Annotated in this window: 21 protein-coding genes; 3 read left to right on the top strand and 18 right to left on the bottom strand. The window is 35.2% G+C overall.

Annotation, left to right across the window (positions count from 1 at the left end; all coding sequences use genetic code 11):
• Positions 1-269: 269 nt before the first annotated feature.
• The 3 genes from ACNQGX_RS13075 to ACNQGX_RS13065 form a co-directional block, all read right to left on the bottom strand.
• A complete protein-coding gene (locus ACNQGX_RS13075; protein ID WP_417976917.1) occupies positions 270-2,267 on the bottom strand; it encodes a TonB-copper family protein in 1,998 nt (665 codons plus the stop codon).
• 208 nt (positions 2,268-2,475) lie between these two features.
• Positions 2,476-3,327 carry a hypothetical protein gene (locus tag ACNQGX_RS13070; protein ID WP_417976915.1) on the bottom strand — a complete coding sequence of 284 codons (852 nt, stop codon included), beginning with the start codon at positions 3,325-3,327 and terminating at the stop codon, positions 2,476-2,478.
• A 124-nt stretch (positions 3,328-3,451) separates the two neighbouring features.
• The gene (locus ACNQGX_RS13065; protein ID WP_417976913.1) at positions 3,452-3,826 is read right to left on the bottom strand and encodes a hypothetical protein; all 375 of its coding nucleotides are present in this window, start codon (positions 3,824-3,826) and stop codon (positions 3,452-3,454) included.
• A 141-nt stretch (positions 3,827-3,967) separates the two neighbouring features.
• Here ACNQGX_RS13065 and ACNQGX_RS13060 point away from each other — a divergent pair, with 141 nt between their 5' ends.
• The 3 genes from ACNQGX_RS13060 to ACNQGX_RS13050 all read left to right on the top strand — a co-directional run bounded on the left by ACNQGX_RS13060 (position 3,968) and on the right by ACNQGX_RS13050 (position 6,416).
• Positions 3,968-4,561: a Crp/Fnr family transcriptional regulator gene (locus ACNQGX_RS13060; protein ID WP_417976911.1), complete on the top strand. Its 594-nt coding sequence runs from the start codon at positions 3,968-3,970 to the stop codon at positions 4,559-4,561.
• A gap of 1 nt (position 4,562) precedes the next feature.
• A complete protein-coding gene (locus ACNQGX_RS13055) occupies positions 4,563-5,795 on the top strand; it encodes a hypothetical protein (RefSeq protein WP_417976909.1) in 1,233 nt (410 codons plus the stop codon).
• Between the two features lie 66 nt (positions 5,796-5,861).
• Positions 5,862-6,416 (top strand): fasciclin domain-containing protein, encoded by a 555-nt coding sequence (locus tag ACNQGX_RS13050; RefSeq protein WP_417976907.1) that lies wholly within the window; start codon positions 5,862-5,864, stop codon positions 6,414-6,416.
• A gap of 74 nt (positions 6,417-6,490) precedes the next feature.
• Here the strand turns inward: ACNQGX_RS13050 and ACNQGX_RS13045 are convergent, their stop codons facing one another.
• The 15 genes from ACNQGX_RS13045 to ACNQGX_RS12975 all read right to left on the bottom strand — a co-directional run bounded on the left by ACNQGX_RS13045 (position 6,491) and on the right by ACNQGX_RS12975 (position 24,781).
• Entirely contained in the window at positions 6,491-6,862 is a 372-nt protein-coding gene (locus tag ACNQGX_RS13045) for a group III truncated hemoglobin (RefSeq protein ID WP_417976905.1), read from the bottom strand.
• Between the two features lie 9 nt (positions 6,863-6,871).
• Positions 6,872-7,165, bottom strand: coding sequence for a cupin domain-containing protein (locus ACNQGX_RS13040; protein ID WP_417976903.1), 294 nt, complete (start codon positions 7,163-7,165; stop codon positions 6,872-6,874).
• Positions 7,165-7,932: an ABC transporter permease subunit gene (locus ACNQGX_RS13035; protein ID WP_417976901.1), complete on the bottom strand. Its 768-nt coding sequence runs from the start codon at positions 7,930-7,932 to the stop codon at positions 7,165-7,167. Before ACNQGX_RS13035 ends, ACNQGX_RS13040 begins: the two co-directional genes overlap by 1 nt.
• Complete coding sequence (locus ACNQGX_RS13030) at positions 7,925-8,638, bottom strand: ABC transporter ATP-binding protein (RefSeq protein ID WP_417976899.1); 714 nt, start codon at positions 8,636-8,638, stop codon at positions 7,925-7,927. Before ACNQGX_RS13030 ends, ACNQGX_RS13035 begins: the two co-directional genes overlap by 8 nt.
• A complete protein-coding gene (locus ACNQGX_RS13025) occupies positions 8,635-9,864 on the bottom strand; it encodes a nitrous oxide reductase family maturation protein NosD (protein ID WP_417976897.1) in 1,230 nt (409 codons plus the stop codon). Before ACNQGX_RS13025 ends, ACNQGX_RS13030 begins: the two co-directional genes overlap by 4 nt.
• Before the next feature lie 36 nt (positions 9,865-9,900).
• Complete coding sequence (locus tag ACNQGX_RS13020) at positions 9,901-10,920, bottom strand: nitrous oxide reductase accessory protein NosL (RefSeq protein WP_417976895.1); 1,020 nt, start codon at positions 10,918-10,920, stop codon at positions 9,901-9,903.
• 61 nt (positions 10,921-10,981) lie between these two features.
• Complete coding sequence (gene nosZ / locus ACNQGX_RS13015; protein ID WP_417976893.1) at positions 10,982-12,961, bottom strand: Sec-dependent nitrous-oxide reductase; 1,980 nt, start codon at positions 12,959-12,961, stop codon at positions 10,982-10,984.
• A gap of 162 nt (positions 12,962-13,123) precedes the next feature.
• Positions 13,124-13,621 (bottom strand): c-type cytochrome, encoded by a 498-nt coding sequence (locus ACNQGX_RS13010; protein ID WP_417976891.1) that lies wholly within the window; start codon positions 13,619-13,621, stop codon positions 13,124-13,126.
• 141 nt (positions 13,622-13,762) lie between these two features.
• Positions 13,763-14,236: an endonuclease/exonuclease/phosphatase family protein gene (locus tag ACNQGX_RS13005; RefSeq protein WP_417976889.1), complete on the bottom strand. Its 474-nt coding sequence runs from the start codon at positions 14,234-14,236 to the stop codon at positions 13,763-13,765.
• Positions 14,237-14,281: 45 nt separating this feature from the next.
• Positions 14,282-16,060, bottom strand: coding sequence for a BNR-repeat neuraminidase N-terminal domain-containing protein (locus ACNQGX_RS13000; protein WP_417976887.1), 1,779 nt, complete (start codon positions 16,058-16,060; stop codon positions 14,282-14,284).
• An 82-nt stretch (positions 16,061-16,142) separates the two neighbouring features.
• Positions 16,143-18,032 (bottom strand): endonuclease/exonuclease/phosphatase family protein, encoded by a 1,890-nt coding sequence (locus ACNQGX_RS12995; RefSeq protein ID WP_417976885.1) that lies wholly within the window; start codon positions 18,030-18,032, stop codon positions 16,143-16,145.
• A 196-nt stretch (positions 18,033-18,228) separates the two neighbouring features.
• Entirely contained in the window at positions 18,229-18,417 is a 189-nt protein-coding gene (locus ACNQGX_RS12990) for a hypothetical protein (RefSeq protein WP_417976883.1), read from the bottom strand.
• A 610-nt stretch (positions 18,418-19,027) separates the two neighbouring features.
• Positions 19,028-20,662, bottom strand: coding sequence for a beta-N-acetylhexosaminidase (locus tag ACNQGX_RS12985; RefSeq protein ID WP_417976881.1), 1,635 nt, complete (start codon positions 20,660-20,662; stop codon positions 19,028-19,030).
• A 212-nt stretch (positions 20,663-20,874) separates the two neighbouring features.
• Entirely contained in the window at positions 20,875-22,212 is a 1,338-nt protein-coding gene (locus ACNQGX_RS12980) for an alpha-L-fucosidase (RefSeq protein ID WP_417976879.1), read from the bottom strand.
• 217 nt (positions 22,213-22,429) lie between these two features.
• Positions 22,430-24,781, bottom strand: a complete 2,352-nt coding sequence (locus ACNQGX_RS12975; protein WP_417976877.1) for a beta-galactosidase — start codon at positions 24,779-24,781, stop codon at positions 22,430-22,432.
• Between the last annotated feature and the right edge of the window lie 73 nt (positions 24,782-24,854).

Genomic DNA, 24,854 nt, shown 5'->3' with positions numbered 1-24,854 from the left:
CACGCTATAGAGTCTAGTTCTATGACTGACTTAAAAACAAAAGTATAAAAAAAATATAGATTTATTTGGAAATCAACACAGAATCTATGTGGTTCAATTTTTAATACGTTTGACCTGACGCAATAATACATTTCCTGCAAGGTTTTTTTAAACCTTGTAGGTTTTGGATATATTATAATACCTACAAGGTTAAAAAAAACCTTGCAGGACAATAAACACGAAAAAACAAAATATTAATATTCAATACTTTACTAATTGAATTCAGGTTGTTAATACCCAAAATTAATATTCAAAAAGAAATTTCTTCCTTTTCTGGGGATATTGTTCCAATCTGAAAAAGTGGAATAATAGGTGTCCAGTATATTTTCAATACCCGCTCTTATATTCCATTTGCTTTTTTCAATAGTAAACGAATAACCCGAAGCAAGGTTCAAAATCGCATAATCTGGCGTTCTGTCTTCGCCATAAAAAGGGCTAAACTGGGTTTGCGTAGCATTTCCTTGAACCATAATTTCGGCAGAAAATTTATTCACTTTATAATTTAAAGACGCTGAATATCGCAACGGACTTATAAATGGCAAATTTCTCTTTTCAAAGTCTTTTCCGTAATTGTAAACTAACTGGCCTTTCCCTTTAAAATTGGCAGTAATCTGGTATTCAATATTCAAATCGGTGTTGAAAATAGCGGCATACTCCAGCGCCGTATAAATTTTTACGCCGCTGGCACCAATAGTCATTGGGATAAGAATTGGGTCTGGTTTTCCAACAATAAAATCGGAAATATGAAAATAAGAAGACGTTATTTTAGCACTCAATTTTTTTGTCGCATATCCCAAAGAAACGTTTCCTTCAACTGATTTTTCGTTTTTTAATTCCGGGTTTCCAATGTAATCAAAACGGTCAAAACTATTGAACAAATAAAACCCGTATCCTTCTGAAACCGAAGAGGCTCGCTCTCCATACGCTAAACCGAAACCATATTCAAAACCATTTTTGTTATGAAAATAATTAGATGAAACGCTTTTTAAAATTCGGTTTTTACTATCTTTCATATTGGGATAAAAAATCTGTAAACTTTCTAAACCCAACTCATTGGCAACTTTATTGAAATGGTTTGCCAGGCTTGCCGAAAATTTCAAACTGGAATACGGATTCAAAACTATATTGTCTTCTAAAAACAATCCTCCATACAAAGTCCTCACATCAGGCCAAGTAAACATAAACATCACATTCTCGTTCGGATTACTCGGATACATGGTCATTTCGGCAATGGAACGATTATAAAAAGAGTTCAAATCGGCCATAAAATGATGGTTTTTATAAACTCCTTTTGCTTTCGAATAAAATCCATACGTATCACTCCAACCGGGCATATCCATGTGAATGAGAACCAAAGGCCGTTTCGTGTCATCCATTCTATGCGTAACGCTATTGTAATATATTTTGGTTTCCCAATTTTCTATTTTCGACAATTTTGGAGCATATTCAAATTTTAAAGAAGTTATTAAGGCTTCCGCCAAAGAAACATCCATCGGGAGTGCCGGATAACCAACATCGGTTGCTTTATCATAGATCAGCGATGCCTCTATGAGTTTATTTTTATTGAAAATAAAACCGGAAGTTGTGGAAACATTAAATTTTTTGAACTGTGAAAACAAAACTTCCTGATTGTTTCCAGAACTATAATTCTCGGCATCCCGATACATAAAGTCGGTATCCACATAAAACAAACTATCGACATAATTAATCGCAGTTCCAATAATTTTCTGTTTGCTATTGGTTTCAAAACCGGTATTTACAGCCGTTTCCCAGCCTAAATCGCTAAATTTGCTTCGGTTTCTTTTTAAATCAATAGCACCGCCAATCGTTGCTCCATGACAGCTTCCTTGTTGCCCGGATTTTATGGTTGCTTCCGATAAATTAGAAACTTCAACATAGGACGTTACGGGGTCCATTTTATCGGTACAAGCGCCAAAAATACGCATTCCGTCTATGGTTATTACTGTTCTCTCGGTTGCCATACTATTGATCATTGGCTCCCAGGCATAACCGCCTCTTTTAATCATTTCGACTTTGCCGGACTGTTGCAAATATTCGTCAATAGTGGCTAATGGTTTAGATTGTTTTTGATATAATTGTGCTTTTTTACCTATGACAATAACTTCGTTTAGAATTTTAGGAGCAAGGGTGTCTTTAGATTGTTCTTGGGCCGAAAGTGAGATTGTGGCAATAAATTGTAACGATAAAATAATTATTATCTTTTTCATAATGAAATAGTTTAAAAAAAGGCCAAAAAATGAATTCTTGACCCAGGGCAAACGCATGAGTTTACATTGAATAAAATTTGACACAGATTTCACAAATTCTCACAGATTAATTTGTGCTAATTTGTGAAATCTGTGTCAAAAATTTACTGAAATAAATCTAAAAATCATGTAAAATGTTTTTTAAATCATTTTAAGAAAATAAATATTTCTAGAATTCTACTTCAAAGTAAATACTGCTTACAGGAACGGCATCTGTAACTGCTTCGCCTTTTAAAACTTCGTTAGCGGCATTCAAAAGTTGCAAGTTAATTTTCCAATAACCGGTCATGGTTAACGATAATTTTCCGTGGTACAATTTATCTGAAACTGACTGTGCTAAATCGACATTATTAGGAGATCCATGATTTCCCATGCTCGGCATTCTCGGGTCAATTTTAACTTTAAAATTATCAACAACTGGGAACACCATCATAGATTGCATTTTAAAAACACCAACAGTCATCTCGTTTGTAGCCACTTTTGGGTTTATTGGTTCAATTAACGCCAAAAGATATTTTGTCCCGTCGGTTCCTGTAAAAGAAGTTACTCTCTTTTTGGCGGAAGCTGGAACACTAATTTGGTTATTTGCAGTATATGCAATACCATTAATAGTATAATTTATGGTTAGAGTCCAATGCTCCATGGCATTTTCGGCCATTTGAAAAACAATATAACCATTGTATAACGTTTCTTTTCCTGTGATTTTTGTAACTGCCGAAAACGGGCAAGCGTGCGACATTGTTGTCATTTGCATTAATGGCGCCCAAGTGATTGTCGCATTTTTTTCGTACTCATTCGTTGTTTTGTTTTTGATTCTCAAAGAAATTGCGTTGTGTCCCTGCTGCAAAGTTCCAGTAGGAGAAAAAAGTTCTACAATGTGGGTATCATTTGTAATTTCTTGTATTTTATTCAATCCTTCTAATTCATTTGCTGTAATTGATGGATTTTCATCATTTGAACAGGAAGAAAAAGCTAACGCCATAGCCATTACAGCTATTATATTTTTTAATGGAAATTTCATTTTGTATTTTATTAAAGTTTATAGGGAATCTGCTTGAGAAGATTTTATCTTTCAAACATTTGAAACCATAAGGTCTCCTCCATTTGAAAAAATCAAACGAAAACGTACATTTTCATGTAAAACTTTAAGAAATAACTGTGGGCGGATGAAAAACAGCACAACTAATACTGTGAGAATATAAATTAGAATAGTTGCTATTTATTTTTTCAGTCTTCTGAAAATAAACCGGTAAAACGTTAAACGGATTAATTTCTTGAAAAAATAAAACTTCTACTTCATGTGAAGTTGTTTTTTTATTAGACGAAATTGGACTGTCGCTCTCGGAAGCTTTTGCCAATTCTTTCATTAAATGACATTTTCCGTTGCATTGCAATTTTGGTTTGTCTTTATTAATGCAAAGTACTTTTGAAATATAATCATATTTAACTGCATATTCTAAAACCGGAAATATTGGTTTTAGAAGTATAAGTAACGCTATTATGAGTATTCCTTTTTTCACAAAGCAAAGATATAACTACATTAACCAGAATTTGTATGATTTATATCATATTTTCATTACTTTTATAATAATTACTTTGTACTTAATTAGTTGTCATGTCATTCGCAAAAAAAACGTTGCTAATTCAAAATCAGTTATTTTATGCAGATCGATTTAGATTTACTTTTCTCTTGGGGCGCGGTAGCCAAAAAATACAAAAAAAATGAAGTCATTTTTGATGAAGATGAAGTAGCTCATTTTTATTACCAAATCATTGACGGAAGCGTAAGAATGTTTAATTCAAATGATGAAGGGAAAGAGTTTACACAAGGTCTTTTTTGTAAAGGAAATAGTTTTGGAGAACCTCCATTGTTTATCGATCAGCCCTATCCATCAAAAGCGATTACCATCCAGGACAGTACAATTATAAAGTTATCAAAAGACAAATTCTTGAAAATCCTTGACGAATATCCGTCCATTCAAAAATCTTTTATGATTTTACTGGCCAACAAAATCCACTCAAAGTCAAACACTTCAAAAGAAATCATAAACCAAAAGCCCGAGTTTAGAATTGTCGCTTTTTTGAATACCCACAAAAAAAATTCGGAATGCTGTACCGAGAAAGTATTAATTCCTTATACGCGTCAGGAAATCGCAAATTTCACCGGTTTGAGAGTAGAAACAGTCATTCGTGTTTTATGCAAGATGAATACTTGTGAGAAACTAGAGATTGTGAATCATAAAATATATTATTAGAATGAAATTAAATGTGAAGTTTTGGTTAAAATTATCCTTGTTGAATCTATGTATTGTTGCCACACTAGGTGTTTTGATGCGCTATAAAATAGGTTTTGAATTTCCTTATTTAGACCAAAAACACCTTCAACATTCCCATTCTCATTTTGCTTTTTCTGGTTGGATCAGTCATACTCTGATGACTTTAATGGTCTATTATCTTCAAAACAAAACAGCTGATTTTCAAGTAGACAAATACCGGAAAATAATTATTGCCAACTTGATTGTTTCTTATGTAATGCTGGTCTCTTTTATTATTGAGGGTTACGGACTGTTTTCTATAACAGCCTCTACAGCTTCTATTCTAATTTCTTATGTTTTTGGCTATTATTACATTAAAGATTTAAGAAAAATTGATTGCGATTTATTATCCATAAACTGGTTTAAAGCAGCTATTGTATTTAATATCATCTCCTCATTTGGCACATTTTACTTGGCTTATATGATGGCGAGTAAAAATATTGTTCAAGATTACTATTTGTCTTCCATTTATTATTTTCTTCATTTTCAATACAACGGCTGGTTTTTCTTTGCCTGCATGGGTTTGCTTTTTGGTTTTTTAAACCTAAAAAAGACCGAGAATTCCTTTTATGAAACGGCATTCAAACTGTTTGCATTTTCCTGTATTCCTGCTTATTTTTTATCCACATTATGGCTGGACTTACCTGTTTGGCTTTATGTAGTTACTGTAATTGCGGCAATAGTTCAGGTTTTTGCCTGGTTTAAACTTCTTTTTATTTTAATACAAGCCAGAAAAGAATTTTTGAAAAACTTCTCGCCATTATTGCGTTACATTTTATTATTTGTAAGTCTTGCTTTAAGCATCAAATTAGTACTTCAATTGGGATCAACCATTCCTGTCTTGAGTGATTTGGCTTTCGGCTTTCGACCAATTGTAATTGCTTACCTGCACCTAGTTTTACTGGCAGTAATCACCCTGTTTTTGCTGTTCTATATCTATGCTCGCCATTTAATTTTTATTAGCAAAAGAATAAAAATTGGATTGCTCTTATTCACTTTTGGCGTTTTATTAAATGAAATTGTACTGGCTGTTCAAGGAGTTGCATCGTTTAGTTACACAATAATCCCTTATGTAAATGAACTTCTTTTTGCGGTAGCACTAATTTTGCTTTTCGGGATAGGATTTACTGCGTATTACTCCATAAAAAAAGTTAAAAATAACCCTCCTTTATGATTGCGCTCATAAAATAAAACACTAATACTTAAGTTCTTTGACAAACAAAACCTAAGTATTCTTATCATGAAAAAATCTATTCAAGTATTATTAGTCGTTAGTTTCTTTACCGCTTTTAGCTGTAAACAAAATAGCGAAGCTCCCTCTGAAAAAACTACAGAAAACACTTCAACTGAAAGTGCTGGACAATCTGCTGTAAAAGACGAATCGTCCAGTCCAAACATCGTTCAAACTGCTTCCGGAAGCAAAGATCACACTACTCTTGTAACGGCAGTAAAAGCAGCCGGATTGGTTGATGTTTTAAGCAATGCTGGTCCATTTACCGTTTTTGCTCCAACAAATGCTGCTTTTGACAAACTTCCTGCCGGGACGGTTGAAGGATTATTAAAACCGGAGAAAAAAGATGATTTGAAAAATATATTAGAATACCATACTTATGTAGGTGTGCTAAAAACAGAATACATGCAAGACGGCCAAGAGTTTGAACAAGTGAATGGCGGTAAAGTAAAAATCACAAAAAAAGGAGACAAAGTATATGTAAATGGTTCCGAAATTGTCGCTTCAATCCCAACATCAAATGGGATTATCCATGTAATAAATGATGTATTGCTTCCAAAATAATTATTAATTCAAATTACTAAATTGAAAAAAGCGTAAACTAATTTAGTTTACGCTTTTTTTGTGTGAAATTTTTTTTAACCTAATGTTTTATACATCATTGCCATTGCAATATTCGCCGCTCTTTGTTTAATTTCTTCGGCTTTTTCTCCCGTAAACAACTCATCAACCGTTTCGTTAAACAAGTCATTCCAATGCTGAAAATGAGCTTCGGTCATTGTGCTTTTTTGATGTAATTCCTTGTGTTTAGCCATCGGATTTCCAACAAAATCACCTGTAGAAAATATAATATTCTCCCAAAAATCGTACATTCTGGGCAAATGTTTTTCCCAATTCACTTTAGCAACATCATTAAAAAAATAACCAATTTGGGAATCTATTTTTATTTTATCATAAAAGGCATTTATGAGTTTTTCAATGTCGGCTCTGTTCTTTATATCTGTTTTCATTTGGAGATTTTATCCTTTAAACAATAAACACAAACTGTCTTCGATAGCTTCAACGGAATGAAGAACTGCTACCGGAATATTTTTTTCATCGTATAAAAAGAGTTCTTCTTGTTGATTTTGCTCTTTATAAATCACGCTTCCTTTTATCACCAATAATTTAGCGGAAACATCAGTCTTATGCTCTTTGAGTATCATTCCTTTTTTGAAAGCGATAACCATCACTTTACCGCAAGTGGTGTTCTGTACTACTTGTGCTACCGGATTTACTGCATTTTCTAACTTCTGGAAAATTTCTTTAAACATTATAAATCTTTGTTTTTAAATTTTATTAGTGAAATGAAAAACGGAACAACTACCCATAAACACAATAGCAGAAATGAAATTAACAATCCCAATGAAGTACCAAAAAAATCCTTAAAAATAGCTCCTGTATAGCCCATCATTGCTGATGCGTCTAGCTGTAACAGAATTTGAATTCGGGCTAAATCAATTGGACTTAGCGCCGTAACGGCAACCATTGCTTTTTCTATGGGATAATCCGAAAACTGAAACAATAAAAACAATACAATTCCATCAAAAAGCAAAGCAAAATACAACCAGCTCATTATGGCAATTCCGATTCCTTTTGATTTGTCTCGGGTAAGAATAGAACTCAAGAAGGCCAAAGCCACAAAAACCAATGAAATCAAACATCCTACAACCAGCATCATTATCCCAACGGAATCTGGCGCATAAACTAATAACGGTATTCCGGCACCAATAAAAAAGGCCAAAACCATTGACAAAGATAATCCCAGAAACAAACTCAACCATATCTTTTTTCGCTTGATTGGCTGGCTCAACAGAAGTTCTATAAACTCCGAACTGTTGTATAGATAGATTGTCGCAAAAAGGATAGAAACTAAGGGAACGGTAAATAAAATTATGTTTAAAATGGTAAGCAATCCTTTGGCAGAATTGTCTTCCAATCCAAATGAACTCCAGGAAAGTATGGCCAAAATGATAGTGTAAGCCAATACAATTTTGTTTTTTAAAATGTCTAAAAATATAATTCTTATAATTCTATTCATTGCTTTGGCTTTTTAGAATTTTTGCAATTGCTTTGGATATTCTCTCCTCTTTTGTTGATTGCAATAAATCAGCAATCGTTTTATGAAAATATACTTTTCCGTCTTGCATGAAAATAATCTGCGTAACCATATCGTCTAATTCGCTTAGGAGATGGGACGTAATTAAAATAAGTTTGCCTTTTTCTTTCTCTTTTATAATTTTATCTTTCAATATTTCTGACGCCAGAGGATCTAAACCCGCAGTTGGTTCATCTAAAATCAGCACATCGGGATTAAATAAAAAAGCCAGTGTAGCACTCACTTTTTGGGTTGTTCCGCCAGAAAGTGTCCGCATTTGCTTGTCGAATATTTTTTCGAGATCAAACGCCTTCAATAAATCTTCATCTAAAGTCTGGTTCGAATTTCGAATTTTTTTAATCATTTCAATGATTTGACCAATAGTCATATAATCCGGATAACGCCCAATTTGGGGCATATACCCTATTTGTTCCCGATATAGATACTCTTTTAGAATGGATTTTTGATTAAATAAAACATCACCTTTAGTTGGGATTACCATTCCTAAAATACTTTTTATCAAGGTCGTTTTTCCACAACCATTAGGTCCAATTAGCGCAATGCATTCTCCTTTTTTGAAAGTAAGATTGACATCGCTTAAAACTTCTAATTTTCCGAATTTTTTGTTTAAATTTTTTATTTCAATCATAAAGGTAAAGAATGCATTAAAGGCGAATTATCAACGAAATTATCGGGAGTGATACTGGGCAAAATCCTTTCTGATTTATCTAGAAGTGTAATCATGAAACTCCGAAAAAGCAACATGGCCGAAGGATTTCTTTCGGTAAGCACGGCAAATAAGCTCAAGGGATGAAAAGGGACATCTCCCACTCCATTTTTGTCTAAATCATAGCCTTCATATTTATCCCAATAATTATTGTTGAATGTATTGAGTACTAAACTTCCGTTAGTGCTAATATCAAAAGTATTCCCTAAAAAATTATTATTTTTTATTACATTATCGGAGCAGCTTGCCAGGATTTTCATTCCCCAACCGTTCGCTTCAAAAACATTTTTTTCAACTTGAATTCGGTTGGTTCCTTCCATGTGAATTCCTGACGTATTTTTGCTGAATTTATTTCCAATAATATAACTGTCCGAGATTTCTTTAAGGAACAATCCATAGGCAGCATCGCCCCAGTTTTCTTCAAAAAAATTATTGAACATCTTCACGTTTTTGGTAAACATTACAGCAACACCGGCTCCATTATTCTTAAAGATATTAGAAATATAAGCATCATCATTGGAAAACATAAAATGCAAACCGTAGCGAACATTTCTGGTCGAAATATTTCTCCAGATTACCGAATTGGTTACAAATTCAAAATAAATTCCATCCCGATGCCCAGAAACAGTGTTCCCAATAATTTGCAGGCTGTCACTTTTCCAACAATGAATTCCGTTTCCTATACTTTGTTCTTCTTTTCCATAAGCAAGAAGTCTATTGTTTTTGATGATACAATGACTTCCATTTTGGATGTAAATTCCAAAGAAATTATCATCCAGAACATTGTTTTGGATGACTACATAATTCTTGTTGTACACTTTTATTCCGCAAGGATCTTCGAGTGTGGCATAACCCGATTTTATAACTTTAAAACCACTGACAACTACGCTGTCAGCTTTTATGGAAAGTACTTCATACTTTTTTTGGCCGTCTAAAACAGGTAAGTTTTTACCCAGAAAGACAATTCTTTTATTGATGATTATATTTCCTTCTTTATACAATCCTTTATGAACCATTACCGTATCACCAGCTTTGGCTAAAGCAATGGCTTTTTTAATTGATTTTATAGGCTTGTTGGGCCCCACTTCGATCACATTGGCTTGAAGCAAAGAAGAAAACAACAAACATATATAGAGTACTATTTTCATTATTTCTTGTCGAAAATTGTATTAATAATAATGCCTTTATTGTTTCAAAATAGCATCCCAGGTAATGAGTTTGGCGCCGAATTTAGTGCCGAATTCCTCAGCATCCTTTTCTGATGAAAAAGCAATAATCCCCCCTCTCATTGGACTCTGAATTGTACCTCCTGAAATAAAATGAGCCGTTAAAGCAGGAATTAAAACATTATCCTTAGCAAAATCATGAACATAATACCAACTGATTTTTGTGTTTGAATTTTCTTTACAATAGTTCGTCATGCACATAATATCGTCAAATTTATAAGTTCTTCCTTTTTCGGTCAGAACTTCTGCTCCATATTTGCCGTCGGCAATGCTCATTTTACAAAAATCGCAATTGTCTACATTTAATTTTATGGGAACTGCTTTGGTATTATTCGAACAGGACAAAAAGGACAAAGACAAAAAGAATAGCAGAACTGCTGCAGTTTTAGGTTTTTTAAATTTTTGCAAAAGATTGGATTCTTTAATAACAATAATAAACAACAAAAATCCTGAAGCAATCAACAGCCATCCGCCAATATCAGGAATAGAATACGCACCAAAATTAAGTAGCTGCTTGTATCCTATTAATGGTGGTTGATAAGACATTCCGGGCACTTGTATCGCCGCATTTGGATCTAAATTATGTCCATATTCATAATTCCATCTGTAAAAATCGGCAGCTGCTAAAACTCCAAAAAGAACAAGTGAAATGAATAAAACATAAAGTGTTTTTTTCTTTGCAATAATTGCTGTTGCCAAAGCAAAAAGTGCAAAAAATATAAATATATAGGGTAATACTGTAAACTCAACAAAATCTTCTTTATGTAGGGTTTTCATTCCTATATAATGATTTAACCCATTGATAATATCAACATCCCCGGCAATTTTATTGGCATGCAATTTAAGTACTAATCCTTCCGGATATTGTGGTGCAGATAACTCAATTCGCCACATTGGAACAAAAATAGAAGACACCAATAGCACCATCACTAACAAAAGTACGCCTTTTGAAAGTGTTGAAATTTTTGAATTGTTCATGATTGTTGATTTAAAAAAGGGAACAAAATAATAGTGTTCCCTTTTTATTTAAGATTTATAATTACTTGGTGGCGGGTAGATTTGTTCCCAAACTAAAAGTTAATGGAACGCTGCTTCCAGCCGGAGATACTCTGACATATCCTTGCATTTCCTGGTGCAATGCACTACAGAAATCAGTACAATAGAATGGGAAAATTCCAATTTTTTTAGGGATCCATTTTAAAGTGGCCGTTTCTCCTGGCATGATTAAAAGTTCTGCATTATCAGCCCCTTTTATGGCAAATCCATGGGGAACATCCCAATCTTGTTCTAAATTAGTAACATGGAAATAGACTTCGTCACCCAATTTTATTCCTTCAATATTATCAGAGGCAAAGTGAGAACGGATGGAAGTCATATATACATCTATTCTATTCCCTTGTCTAACTACTTTTGCTTCTTTCTCTCCCTTGGCAACATAAGGGTGATTGTTTTCTTCAATTTTATAAAATTTCAACTGACCATTGTTTCTGATTAAATCAGCTGGAGCAGATTGAGCATAATGTGGTTCTCCAATAGTTGGATAATCCAACAAAAGTTTCATTTTATCACCACTAATATCAAATAACTGCGCACTTTGAGCTAATTCCGGTCCAGTTGGCAGGTATCTGTCTTTGGTGATTTTATTATAAATTACCATGTATTTACCAAATGGTTTTTTACTGTCTCCACCTGGAATAGAAAGGTGTCCAGGAGAATAATAGGTTGGTGCACGGTCTAAAACCTTCAATGTTTTAATATCCCATTTCACCACTTCTGAAGAAACAAAGAAAGTAGTATAAGCATTTCCTTTTCCGTCAAACTCGGTGTGCAATGGACCTAAACCTGGTTTTTTAACTTCACCATGTAAAGCGGCTTCATATTTAATGACTGGAATTCCTTCATAATTACCATCAAATTGTTTAGCGGCAATCGCTTTTTGCATTTTATCAAAACTAAATACAGGAATTAAAGCGGCTAATTTTCCACTGCCTACAATATATTCACCTGTAGGATCAACATCACAGCCATGAGGAGATTTAGGACATGGAATCATGTAGCAAATGTCTTTCAACACTTTTGAATCAAGTACCAAAACTTCAGTTCTTATCTCTGATTTTGCGGTATGCGTTTTTTCATCCCAAGTATTGTGAGCATATTTTACAGCTACTTTTTTACCTTTACCTGCTTTAATATATTCTTCGGCTTTTTTCCAGTTTACTGCCATGATAAAATCTTTATCTTTTTGTGAAGCATTCACTTCAAGCAAAGTATTGGCTTGTTCGGTATTGTAACAAGAGAAGAAAAACCAACCGTGAGACTTTCCTTTTCCAGCATGACTTAAATCAAAGTTTACACCAGGGGCTTCTATTTGGAAAGCAATATCCATTTCACCTGCTGCACCAACTTTTACAAAGCTTAAATAGCCTTTAAAATTTTTCTTATACGTATTAATAGGAACATCCCCATTAGCATTATCCGGAGGAACACTAAAACGGGTTCCTGCTACTACATATTCCGTGTTTTCGGTAATAAATGGAGAGGAGTGATTTCCGGCACTGTTTGGCAATTCAATTATTTCAACTGTCTTGAACGTTTTTAAATCAACACGTGCAATTCTGGGCGTATTATTGGCATTGGCAAAAATCCAACGACCATCCACTTCTCCTTTGGTTTGAGACAATTCTAAATGATGTTGATCGTCCCAAGGCACAAATCCATTTGAAGTATTCAGCATAGGCTTTGTTTCCTCACTGTACCCATAACCACTTTGAGGATCTACAGAAAAAATGGGAACAACCCTTAAAAGTCGCGCGCTAGGCAAACCATACACACTCATTTGTCCGCTAAAACCTCCTGAAACAAAATTATAAAACTCGTCATATTTACCTGGAGCAACGTATACTTTTTGTGCAGCATCACCACTTACGGCGTCACTGGAATCTTTTGGCTTACAAGAACTAAAGAAAGCGCTTACCAATACAAAAGCAAAGATTGCTTTTGAAAATTTATTTTTACTCATAATTTCTATTGTTGTTTGCATCCGCAAATCATTGATTTCATATGTAGATACTATTTGTTTTTTAATGGAATATGGAATTCGCATAGTTGCATTAGTTTTTGCGACCAATTTACGGTCATGCTCATTTCATACTACTTTATAAATTAGATTATTTATCAGATACTACTTTACACCATCATTTTTGCGCATATACTCTAACAAACTTCTTGCATCAGTATCAGATAATGCTTGATTTGGCATACGAACCAAACAAATTTCTAACTGCGCTTGAAGTTTTGGATCTTTATCAATCATAGGGTCAGGATTGGTAATAAAATTCATAATCCATTCCGGTTTGTTTCGAGTGGTAACCCCTTTCCAGCCTGGACCAACTAGTTTTTCATCTGTCATCTTGTGACAAGAAGAACATTTAACTGATTGGATTTTTTCCCCTTCGGCGGCCATAGCCACATCCAGTTTCGCTCCTAAATCTACTGAAGTGTGCTTTCCAATTCCCCTGTTTGGATCATAAGTGGAAGCATCTGGAGCCGCTTCAGCCGCCGCAGGCATTCCTTCTTCAGATGAAGTGATTGTTGAAGAATCCTCTTCGGATTTGTTTTTTTTATCGCCACACGAAGTTAGCATTACTAATGCAACTACAAAAAAAGATAATTTGTACATAAGAATTGGTTTTAAAATTTCTTTAACAAATTTCCTATTATATTAACGTATCGGTTATGACTTCAATCATACTTAAATATCTTTTTTTTCTATTTTTAAAAATAAAAAAGCAAACGATACCCTTTTTTTAACAGCTAAACCTTATCTCATTGCACTATTTGGAATGTTGAAAGTTGTCAACACCGAAGCATGATCAGAAGCCCATACAAAATCAATTTCGGCAGGCGTTCTTACAATCTTTGTTGAAGTTGCCTGAATGTTTGCGCCTTTGTAGTAGATATAATCTATTCTGCACGTTTGCAAATGCCCATAAATTGGAGCCCATGTACCTTGAGGGTAGGTAACTTCATTTGGATATAATTCCCTGAACGAATCTTTGTATACCAATGTTGTTATCATATATTGCGACGTTGGTAATGCCGCCGAATACCCATAATGCAATGATGCTGCAGCCGCGGTCCAATCTAAATGACTTCCTGAGTTAAAATCTCCACCAATAATTACGGCCAAGGTTGGATCAGCCGCAAGAGCTGGATTAACATCATCCGTAATATTAGCGGTAGCATCAGCTTTTGATAATGTTTCATCGGCAGAAACCCATTTATCAGGTGTCATTCCTGTATTGGGGTAATAATCGGCATAATCATTCTCCTCCGAAGCCTAACGCAACCACCAGTCGTTAATAAGCACTTTCCTTCCATTTGGCATTGCAATCTTTGCAAGGTTTGAATTAAATGTTTTTGCCGAAGTTATTTTAGTCATTGGATATCTAGAAAAAAGTGCCAAATTATCACCTGAACTTTCAGTTTGCAGATTATAACCCAACTCAGTAGCTATTCTTTGTTGTGCCCCATACCCTTCTTGCATAGTAATAACATCTGCGTTGGTTGCCATGATCATGTCTTTAATTCTTGCTATACCGTCCAATCCTACATGAACACCACCGTGCCAGATATTCGTTTGCAAAACTTTTAGAACGTTTGGATCATTGGTACTGTTGGTTGTTACCGTTTTTCGAACATTCGAAGTGTTTTCTTCAGGGATATATGAGCTTCCATTCAATTTAAAAGAGGGAACAGAGGCCATAAGCGTATTCCCCAATGTGGCTGTGCTACTTACGTCGAAGGTCACCAAAAAATAATTCACACCCGATTTCAAAGTCTGTGCAGAAGCTAATGGTTCTGTTAGAGTGATTAGAGTTGAAGGGGTTGTTCCAGTACCAAATAATTCAACTTTAGTTGTCGAGCGTGCGGTTTGACCAGTATAATAAACATGCACTTTTGAGATATCCGATAAGTTAGTGGTGTTTGCAAAATTAAGATTAAGTTCAGTTAGCTTAAATGGATTTACATTTCCATTTATCGCGATGCGTAACTTTAAAGCCTGATTATTCAAGGCGCCTTTATCTGCATCCCACTCACTTTGAATGGTTGTTGCACTACAAATTTCTTGATCAACAGGAGTTACAAATGCTGGATTGTTATTTACTGCTGGATAAGCCAATGGCAAAGTACCATATTGCAAAGTACGACCGTTTCTCATGTGAAAAGGCAAATGTCCTTTTCCTACTAGATTAATGGCTGTCTCATCGGTCATGTCTTCAAAAGTATAGTATCCTTTTAAATTGGCATAATCTGGATGCGTTTTGTTAATCGGTTTTCCCTTCCAAGTGTTTAAAGTAGCTATAGGAATAGCCGTTGTCCAGATCCTTACTTCGTCAATCATACCGCCAAAAGTGGTAGCGTCTTGAATTTTCACCCCTATTGCGCCGGGAAGAATATCGTATTTAGCAGCAATACTGGCCACCATAACTCCATCCAAATAAAGTTTTGTAGTAGTACCATCACAAGAAGAAGCAACGTGATGCCAATTATTATCCAACACGTTTGGAGAAAGCAGATTGCCACCTGAACAGGATAATTTCCCTCCTACAACTGCCAATGGCAATTGAGTAATGGTATTAATGTCTCCATATTCTCCGCCACATCCAATAATTGCTTCAGTAGCTCTCCATGCAGAAGCATCTCCTTTTATCCAGGCTTCTAGTGTCCAGTTACTTTTGATTATATCCATACCAATACGGCAATTGTTATCATTACCATCCAAATTCAAAGCTAAATTCAAATTATCCTGAACTGTGGTATATCCGGTTTTTGTAAGGGTACCAGAGCCCATTAAATTGGTGTCTGTTAAAGTAACAGCGTAAGTCCCTGGCGTATTGTAAGTCACAGTAGGGTTTTGCAAGGAGCTTGTTGTGGGTGCAGTTCCCTTTGGGACTAAGGGATGAGTACTTGAACCGTCTACCCAAAGACTACCCGTATTATCAAATGACCACGAACCTTTGCAGCCTGCAACTAAGCTCGGATTTAATGATGTCTGTGCATTTACTTGAAACGAAAGCACAAAAATCATTAATAGAAATAGGATTTTTTTTTTCATAGTTTTTTTACATTAATATGAATTATAAAAACGGTCTTCCAAAATGATGAAAGACCGTTACTCTTTTATAATAGATTTTCAATTATTCTTTTATAATTTTTATCGTTTGTGTTTTATTCTGCGAGTCAACTTTTATGAAGTAAACTCCATTTGAAAATGCGGTTAAATCCAATCTGTTTTGATCATTCGCGGTTAAATTAATGGTCTTATTAAAAATTTCTCTTCCTGCTAAATCTGAAACCATAATTTGTGTAGAAGCATTCTCTGATGAAACTAAAGTTATAAATCCATTTGATGGATTTGGATAGGCTTTAATTTCTAAAAAAGAATTTTTTAAAGATTTTTCGCTATTTTTTTCGCGTAGTGTGGCAGGAATAGTAGCAGGTATAGAGATAGTTGCAACCACCGCTTTATGATCAGATGGCCAAGGCAAGGTTGATGCTTCGAAAATATCACTTCCATTACCTGCAGTTGTTGCAAGGTTATAAGCATAGGAGCCTACTGGTCCTACTAAAGCTGCTGCAGTAGCCGTTACACCCGCACCTTTATAGAAGATATAATCGATACGATCTCGTTCATCGCTCAATGGGGTCCAACTGGTACTTCCTACTCCTGTTGCAACTGCTGGCCACGAAATTCCCGGGTTTAACACCTCGTCAGGATACACTTGACGGTACGCATCGGTAAAGCCATTATTTTTAAGGGAAAGAGTTGTGTCCCATTGGTAAACCACACCATGATGATCGTATAAATTTGCTTGTCTTGAAGTCCAATCTAAGTAAGAAGGCTCATTGAAATCACCCAATAATAGGATCGGACGCGTTTCTGTTTGCATGTACGAAATAAAAGCTGCGATTTGTTCGTCTCTTTGAGAACCTAGATTTTGACCTGAAATTGCCGTTAAACCAGTTTCTGGTGCAAAAGGAGATAATGCATTCCATCCGGCATATCTTCCTGAACCACCGCAAGCATATCCACGAGGTAAATAGGTCGCATAATAGGTGTAATCTAAATGCGATGGACAAACAACAACAGTTGTTCCATTTACATTCACATTATAAACTACTAAAGCACCTGCCAACACTGGTCCCGATAAAGAAATAGGATATTTACTGATTATGGAAACATCAGAACCAGCTACATATCCTCTATAATAGGTTTTACCAACAGCCGCAAGATCATTTACAATTTTTGTTGTCCAATCGCCAGTATAATTGCGAACTTCCGAAAAACAAACGATATCAGGATTTACCGAATTGATTACATCCCTAATATAAGTCATCCCATTTGCTACTGATGTTCCTTCTTGCCAAACATTAAATTGCATCACTTTTAGGCTAATATTTGCTCCTTGTGCAGCAACTGTAATATAGCCATTTTTAGTTAATGTGTTTGTTCCATTAGCATTAGTAGCCGTAAGTGTAACCGCATAAGTACCATTTGTGCTATACGTTACCGTGGGATTTTTTGCTGTACTTGTTGATGGAGTTCCACCAATAAATGACCACGACCATGAAGTTGGTGTGCCAGTTGATTGATCTGAAAATGTCACTGAACCACCTGTTACTACTGAAGTTGGGCTAGCCGTAAAAGCGGCAACCGGAACTGCAGAAGCAGCTGTAACGGTAAAATTAACCGCAGCCTTGATGGTATAACCATTATTTGCTAAAAGGCATACTTTGTAATTACCGGCTGTTGCAATACCGGCGGAAAAAGTAATTGTTCCGCTTGCAATATTTTTTTTGGAGGCTGTTTGTGTTCCGCTAGTGTAAAGCCAACCTACATTAGTATCTGAGGCCGGTGTTGTGGTTTGCAGGAACAATCCAATCCAATCCTTTGCGGTTGTTGAACCGGTGAAATTTACTGTTATTGCTTCTCCTATAGTGTAAGACGCTTTATTTGTTGTCACTGTTTGCGCAGAAACATTCGATAAAAATCCAAAGGCAATCAAAATTAATAATAATTTTTTCATAGTATTTTAATTGGTTATATGTTACAAATTATATGCGGTTTCTGTTTTTTAACGCAACAGCTAGAAAAAAATGCAATAAGTAAATTGTTTAATCAATTTATTAATATTTAATACGAATCAAGGGTTAAAACATCCTTTATAATTAACTTGAATTAAACTTATGTTCTATCAATCGTTTACATAAAAGATTCGCCTGCTATCTTTTACTATTTATAAAACAGTTCCCTACTTCAGTTCCATCATCTTTTAGCATGCTTACATTCAGGCTTTCCATATCTGCTTGTACTTTTATTAAAGTACGGTTGCCTTCTTTTGGTCCACCGCCAATTATAATAGGATACGAATGATCTGCTGTAGGAGGATGAACTCCTTTTGTAAGAAACAAACAAATATGCTTTTAGGTTATCAACATGCTGAAATTTATCCCGATTGTCCCATAAATGAATGAAAAATTGATTCAGGGCATCTTTAGTCATCTCCACATCAGCCGTAAATTTAACACCATAACGAAACAGTTCGTTATAATACCTATCCATTAGAGAAAACAATGTTTCCTCATTTGGCAACTGATTTGATATTGATTCCTTATTATCCAAAAAATTACTATACAGTTAATATTTTTCTTGTTTTTTGAAATTTTCTTATAAATAGCAAGGCAATATTAATAATTTAATTGATCATTCAATCTATTTTTAATTTAATTAATCATTAAATAGTATATAACTACGAAAAAACTTATAATTCTGAATTTGGCTCATACCCAACGGAAGTTGAACGCTTTAAATCATTAAAAAACAATCAAATAACCTTTCCCTTTATTCTGATTTTTTTCAAAAAGTTCTTTAAAAGTTACAATCAAATAAATCATTAAGGTAACGGTAAAATAAATTCAAGCCTTAAAACCCGAACCATAAATAACATTATCATATAAAAAAGCCCTCTCAATAAAAATTGGAGGGCATTTTAATTATGCGATATTCAAATTGAAAAGAATATTATTTTTCTTTAAAATAATTAGCTCCCCACATATCATATCTTTTTTTCATCGTTTCAATTTTGGTCTGAAAAACAGGCCAGTCTTTCTTTTCCTTTGGTGACCACAACACTTCACTTAATGCACTCAAACGAGGAAAAATCATATACTCCACTTTGGCAGGATTAACCATATATTCTGTCCAAATATTTCCTTGAGCACCTAATACAAATTTTGCCTGTTGCTCATTCAATTCTTTAGGAATAGGCTCGTAACTGTATATTTTCTCTAAGTTTGTAAACCCTCCAATAGTAACTTCTTTTTCATCCTTAGTTTGAGAATGGTCCAAGTATACGTGACTTCCCGGAGTCATTATCACTTTATGATTTTCTTTGGCCGCAGCTATTCCGCCTTCTTCGCCTCTCCAACTCATCACTATGGCATTTGGAGCAAGACCACCTTCAAGAATTTCATCCCATCCTATTAGTGTTCTCCCATTTTTATTAATGTATTTCTCCATGCGTTGAATAAAATAGCTTTGAAGTCCGTGCTCGTCTTTCAAGCCTTTCTCTTTTATTAGTTGCTGACAAAATTCACTTCTTTTCCAAGCGTCTTTAGGAGATTCATCTCCTCCAACATGGATATATTTTGATGGAAATAAAGCCATTACCTCATCAAGAACATCTTCCAAAAATTTAAAAGTATACTCGGTTGGAGCATATACGTCCGTAAAAACTCCCCATGTTTCCTGAACCAGTTTTATCTTACCGCTTGCTAATTGCTGTTTACTTTTTTCAGAAATCATATTGGCAGGTATAACTGTTTTTTCGTTTGGAAAACAACTTAACATCGGATAGGCTGCAATTGCGGCACTACTATGACCCGGCATTTCAATTTCCGGAATTACCGTAATAAATCGGTCTGAAGCATATTTAACAATCTCTTTTACTTGTTCTTGAGTATAAAAACCTTCCTCAGGTGTATTATCACTTCCTTTACCTGGATATCTGCCTATGATAGATCCATTTCTTTTAGAACCTATTTCAGTTAGTCTAGGATATTTTTTTATTTCGATTCTCCACCCCTGATCTTCGGTTAAATGCCAATGAAAATAATTTAGTTTGTGCAACGCTAGGTAATCGATATATTTTTTAACGAATGAAACCGGAAAAAAATGACGACTTACATCCAACATCGAACCTCTATAGGCAAAACGTGGTCCATCTTTTACATTAACAGAAGCAATTTTCAAACTACTACTTTTTTCTATTGGAAGCAATTGAATCAGAGTTTGCATTCCATAAAAAGTTCCTTGATTTGAATTTCCTTCAATCAACACACCTTCTTTATCCGATTTTAAAGTATAACCTTCTCCTTTAAGCCCATCAATATTTTTAAGGCTTTTAAATTTAATACTGTTTTTAGAGGCTTTTTGAACTACGGGTAATTCAAATCCATAATACTCCAATAAATATTTATTAAAAAAGGTAGCTGTAGCTTTGTCCTTTTTGTTAGCAACCACCAAACTTGTTTTCGGGCTAATAACAAAATTGCCTGTATTTGTAATGACTTCGGCTGGCTGAGGAATGATTTTCACTTCCTGGGCAAATGATAATGCACTACATAAAAGAAGTGAAAAGAAAAATGACTTTACCATATTTAACTAATTTATTTGTTTATATATTTATTTTTATATTTAATTCTACAGGTCTATTGTCTAATTCTAGTCATTTTTTTCTAAAAAAAAGCAATAAAATCTTCATTAGTGATTCGTTTACAAATCATGTAGATTTAATACTAAATCGTTTAAGTAAATTTAATAAAAAAATGTCATCTCCGGAAAATGAAGATGACATTTTCATTTTTTTTTTAATTTGTCAAGAAACCACCATGACCTCTGTATAATTTGATTGGTGCGTCTAATGTTACTTTGATACAAGTCACATATTTATCGATAGCATTTTCCGGTAAATCGATGTAAACCAATCCAGGAACAGCACTCCAAGAGATTTTACCCACTACTTTATGAGTCAGCTTCTTATTTGAACCCAAAACAGTAATATCCTGAATTTTGTTATCTAGCCCTTTCAACATTACTTGTCCAGAAGTTTTTCCGTGAACAAATAAGTAAAGTGTTTTCGAATCTTTCGACAGTGTCGTTGGTCCGTAGAAATGCCCTTGTGGAATTCCTGGAATGGTTCCGAAAATACCTTCTCCGTTTCTTCTGTTCCAATCGCCTAATTCTTTCAATGTAGAAACAACAGTTTCCGGATAGGTTCCGTCAGGTTTTGGTCCAATGTCCAACAATAAATTTCCTCCGTTTGAAACCGCATCCACAAATATAGTTATTATTTCATAAGGTGTCTTCCAGTTGGTGTCGCTCACACGGTAACCCCAGTTTTCATTCATGGTCATACACAATTCCCACCATTTGGATGCAGGACGCACCACAGGGAAATTTTGTTCTGGAGTATCGTAATCACCATACCCCTGCAAACGACCGTTGATAATCGTATTTGGGTTTCTGTCTAACATCATTTTACGTGTTTTTTCGGCCTGCCATTCATCGGCACTGTGCTCCCAGTCACCATCAAACCACCACAAATCAGGATTGTACCAGTCAGAGATTTCTTTGATTTGTCCCTGAAAGAATTTCTGGAAACGTTCCCATCGAGCCGGTTCTTTTTTGATATCATAACGCTTTTTATCCTTCAAAAAATCAGGATAATCATTGTGTGTCCAGTCAATTAATGAGAAATAGGCTCCGCATTTCACATCTCTTTTACGCAATTCTTCAAATAAAGGTTTTATCATGTCTTTTTTGGCAGGACATGTTTTTACCGAACTCAGTTTCCCCAATTTGGTGTCGTACATCGCTACACCGTCGTGGTGTTTGGTTGTGATTACCGCATATCTGGCCCCACAGTCTTTGATCATTTCTGCCCAAGCAGCAGGATCGTAATTGCTTAAAGTGAAACTTTTTTGCTGTTTCATGTAATCTTCAACCGAAATATTTCCGTTATGAAAACTCCAAGATTCCGAAACATCGGCCACCGAATAAATTCCGGCATGGATGAAGATTCCTAGCTTAGCATCTTCAAACCATTGCATTTTTTCTTTAATGGTTGTAGGATCAATTTTGGATTGCGCATTCCCGCAAAATACTGCTCCGCTAAAGAGAGCTAACAACATTACTTTTTTTATCATTTTAATAACATAAAATATTAATGAAAACCATAACAATTTACTAAAAAAGATGATTTCATTCCCTACTTAAATACAGCAGTCATCCTCTCAGTCTTTTTATTAAATTCATACACTTTTAGAAATCGAAAGATATAATGTCTGCTGTTTAAATATTAATTCAATATTATCTTTGTTTAATCATTAATTGTCTTTCAAAAGAAAAAACTCCTAATATACTTTATAAACCAGTGAAATTGCTTTTGCTTATATATACTTTAAAATCTTTGATTCTTCCGTTGGGACCATCTTGGCGAGGTAAATATTTTAAACCGCTGATATTTGTTTCTGTTCCAAGATCAATTACAATCTGATGCGGGTGTTTGGGTGATTTTCCTTGCCATTCCGTATGCCAGATAGAAGTGCTTTGAAGATCAAAAACATTATCCGCCTTACCGTCATCCCCATCCATTTCTTCACTGTCAGCATAAACGACTTTCCATTTATTTCGGGGAATCTCTTTTCCATTTTCATCCAATAAATACAATTCGGCGATGGAGGTATAAGGATCATTATCCTTTTGGGAACTCAATGCCTCTAAACAAAAGTACCGCCCTTTATTACTATTGAATTTTACTGTTTGCCATTCGATCCCCGGATTAAAAGTCCCTTGATGTATTGGCGCAATGCCTGCCAATTGGATTGTTTGACCATCTTTGCGGTGCTTCTCATTTTTTGCCTTTTGAGCCAGTTCATCCAGTTTAGGAATTTCCAAACCAGCCAATATATTTTTTATTGGACCAGTATAATCCAGAATAATAATTTCATTGCTGCCTTTTTTTAACCAAGGAGCCGGAACATACATTGTTTGTGTTGGACCAATGTTCCAAAACCTTCCCAGACAATGCCCGTTTATCCAAACCAATCCTTTACCCCAAGTGCTCATATCAAGAAACGTATCACCTATTTCACTAAGAGAAAAAGTTCCTTTGTGATAGGAAGGCATCGTAGATTTGCCAAGTTTAAATTTCAAATACGAAGGAGCCCCATCATTGCTTAATGCAATTGGATATACTTGCCAATTAGTTAACTCTGTGACATTGCCATTAGATCCGCTTAATAAAACTTTATCAGTTATACCTTTCCTGTCGTGCAATGCCCCGCCATAGTTTACCCGTCCCATGGCTTCCACTAAAATATCCAATACATCCCCAGCTTTTGTCGCCGGTAATTTGCAACTGTTTTCATTTTTTCTTCGGTCAAGCGTGGCAATCTTTTTTCCGTTAATAAATACCAATGCGAAATCATGTACTTCCTGGATATTTAAAGTGGCGGCCGCTCCGCCTGACAATTTTGTACGATAAAGGATGCTTCCATAACTTTGGTCGTATTCTTCCATATTTCTTACCTTCATATCATTAACAAATGCTGGAAGATTAGATAATAAAGGAGCAATTTCAGTAGTGGTAAATGCCGGAATTTTTATGATTGGATTTCTTGCAGGCACTGTCGGTAAAGTTTCCCCTTCCTGTAAATATTTCGAAAAGAGGGTACGCAAAGCATAAAATTTCTCTGTATCCCAACCTGCTTCGCTTATTGGTGCATCATAATCATAACTGGATGTCTGGGGTAAATAAGGAGGGCTGTTGGCTCCTGTCCATTGTCCAAATGTCGTTCCTCCGTGGGCCATATAAATACTAAAAGAAGCTTTGTGATCTAACATATAACCGATTTCCTTAACCACATTGGCAATGGAACCGGTATGGTGTTTTGTCCCCCATGAATCAAACCAACCCGGATAATATTCGCCGCACATTAAAGGTCCTTTAGGTCGAATATCACGTAATGCCTTAAAACCAGACTCGGGATTACCTCCAAAATTGACTACACTAAAGATATCATCACGTACATCATTTTTTAATTGTGATGGGCCATCACAGGTAAAAAGAGGAACTTTAAAACCTGCTTCCACCAAATAATCCCGAATCTTACCTATATATTCCTTGTCATCTCCATAGGAACCATATTCATTTTCCACTTGGGTCATAATAATGGGACCGCCATTGGTAACTTGTAAGGGCGCTAATATTTTTCCCACTTGGTTTAAATAAATACGGCAACGCTCTAAATAATAAGGATCCTGCGTACGCAGTTTAATATCTTTCTTTTTAAGCAGCCACCAAGGAAAACCACCAAAATCCCATTCAGCACAGGCATAGGGTCCTGGGCGCAGGATTACAAACAGACCTTCTTTTTGGGCAAGCTTACAAAACTCAGCGGCATCTGCCATTCCGGACCAATTAAACTGTCCCGGCTGTGGTTCATGCATATTCCAGAACAAATACGCACAGACTGTATTCAAGCCCATTGCTTTGGCCATCTTCAAGCGGTGTACCCAATATTCTTTGGGAATGCGGGCAAAATGCATTTCTCCGCAGCGAATCACATAGGGTTTTCCATTTAGCAGAAAATCATTTTCCCCTATTTTAAAATCTGTTGACGTAACAAGAGCCCGTCCAGTGGCAGGCAAGTCTTGAGATAATGCCTTGCCGACAATAAAAAGCAAGGATAGAAGTGCAATTGTTTTTTTCATGAATTTTATTTTAAGTGTCGCTGACTAAGTTATAAATACAACTTAATTCAAGCATTCAAATTGATTAAATTTT

Origin of the sequence: Flavobacterium glycogeni, from assembly GCF_048286775.1 — a bacterium.
GTDB lineage: Bacteria > Bacteroidota > Bacteroidia > Flavobacteriales > Flavobacteriaceae > Flavobacterium.
This window is presented reverse-complemented; position numbering and strand designations above follow the sequence as displayed.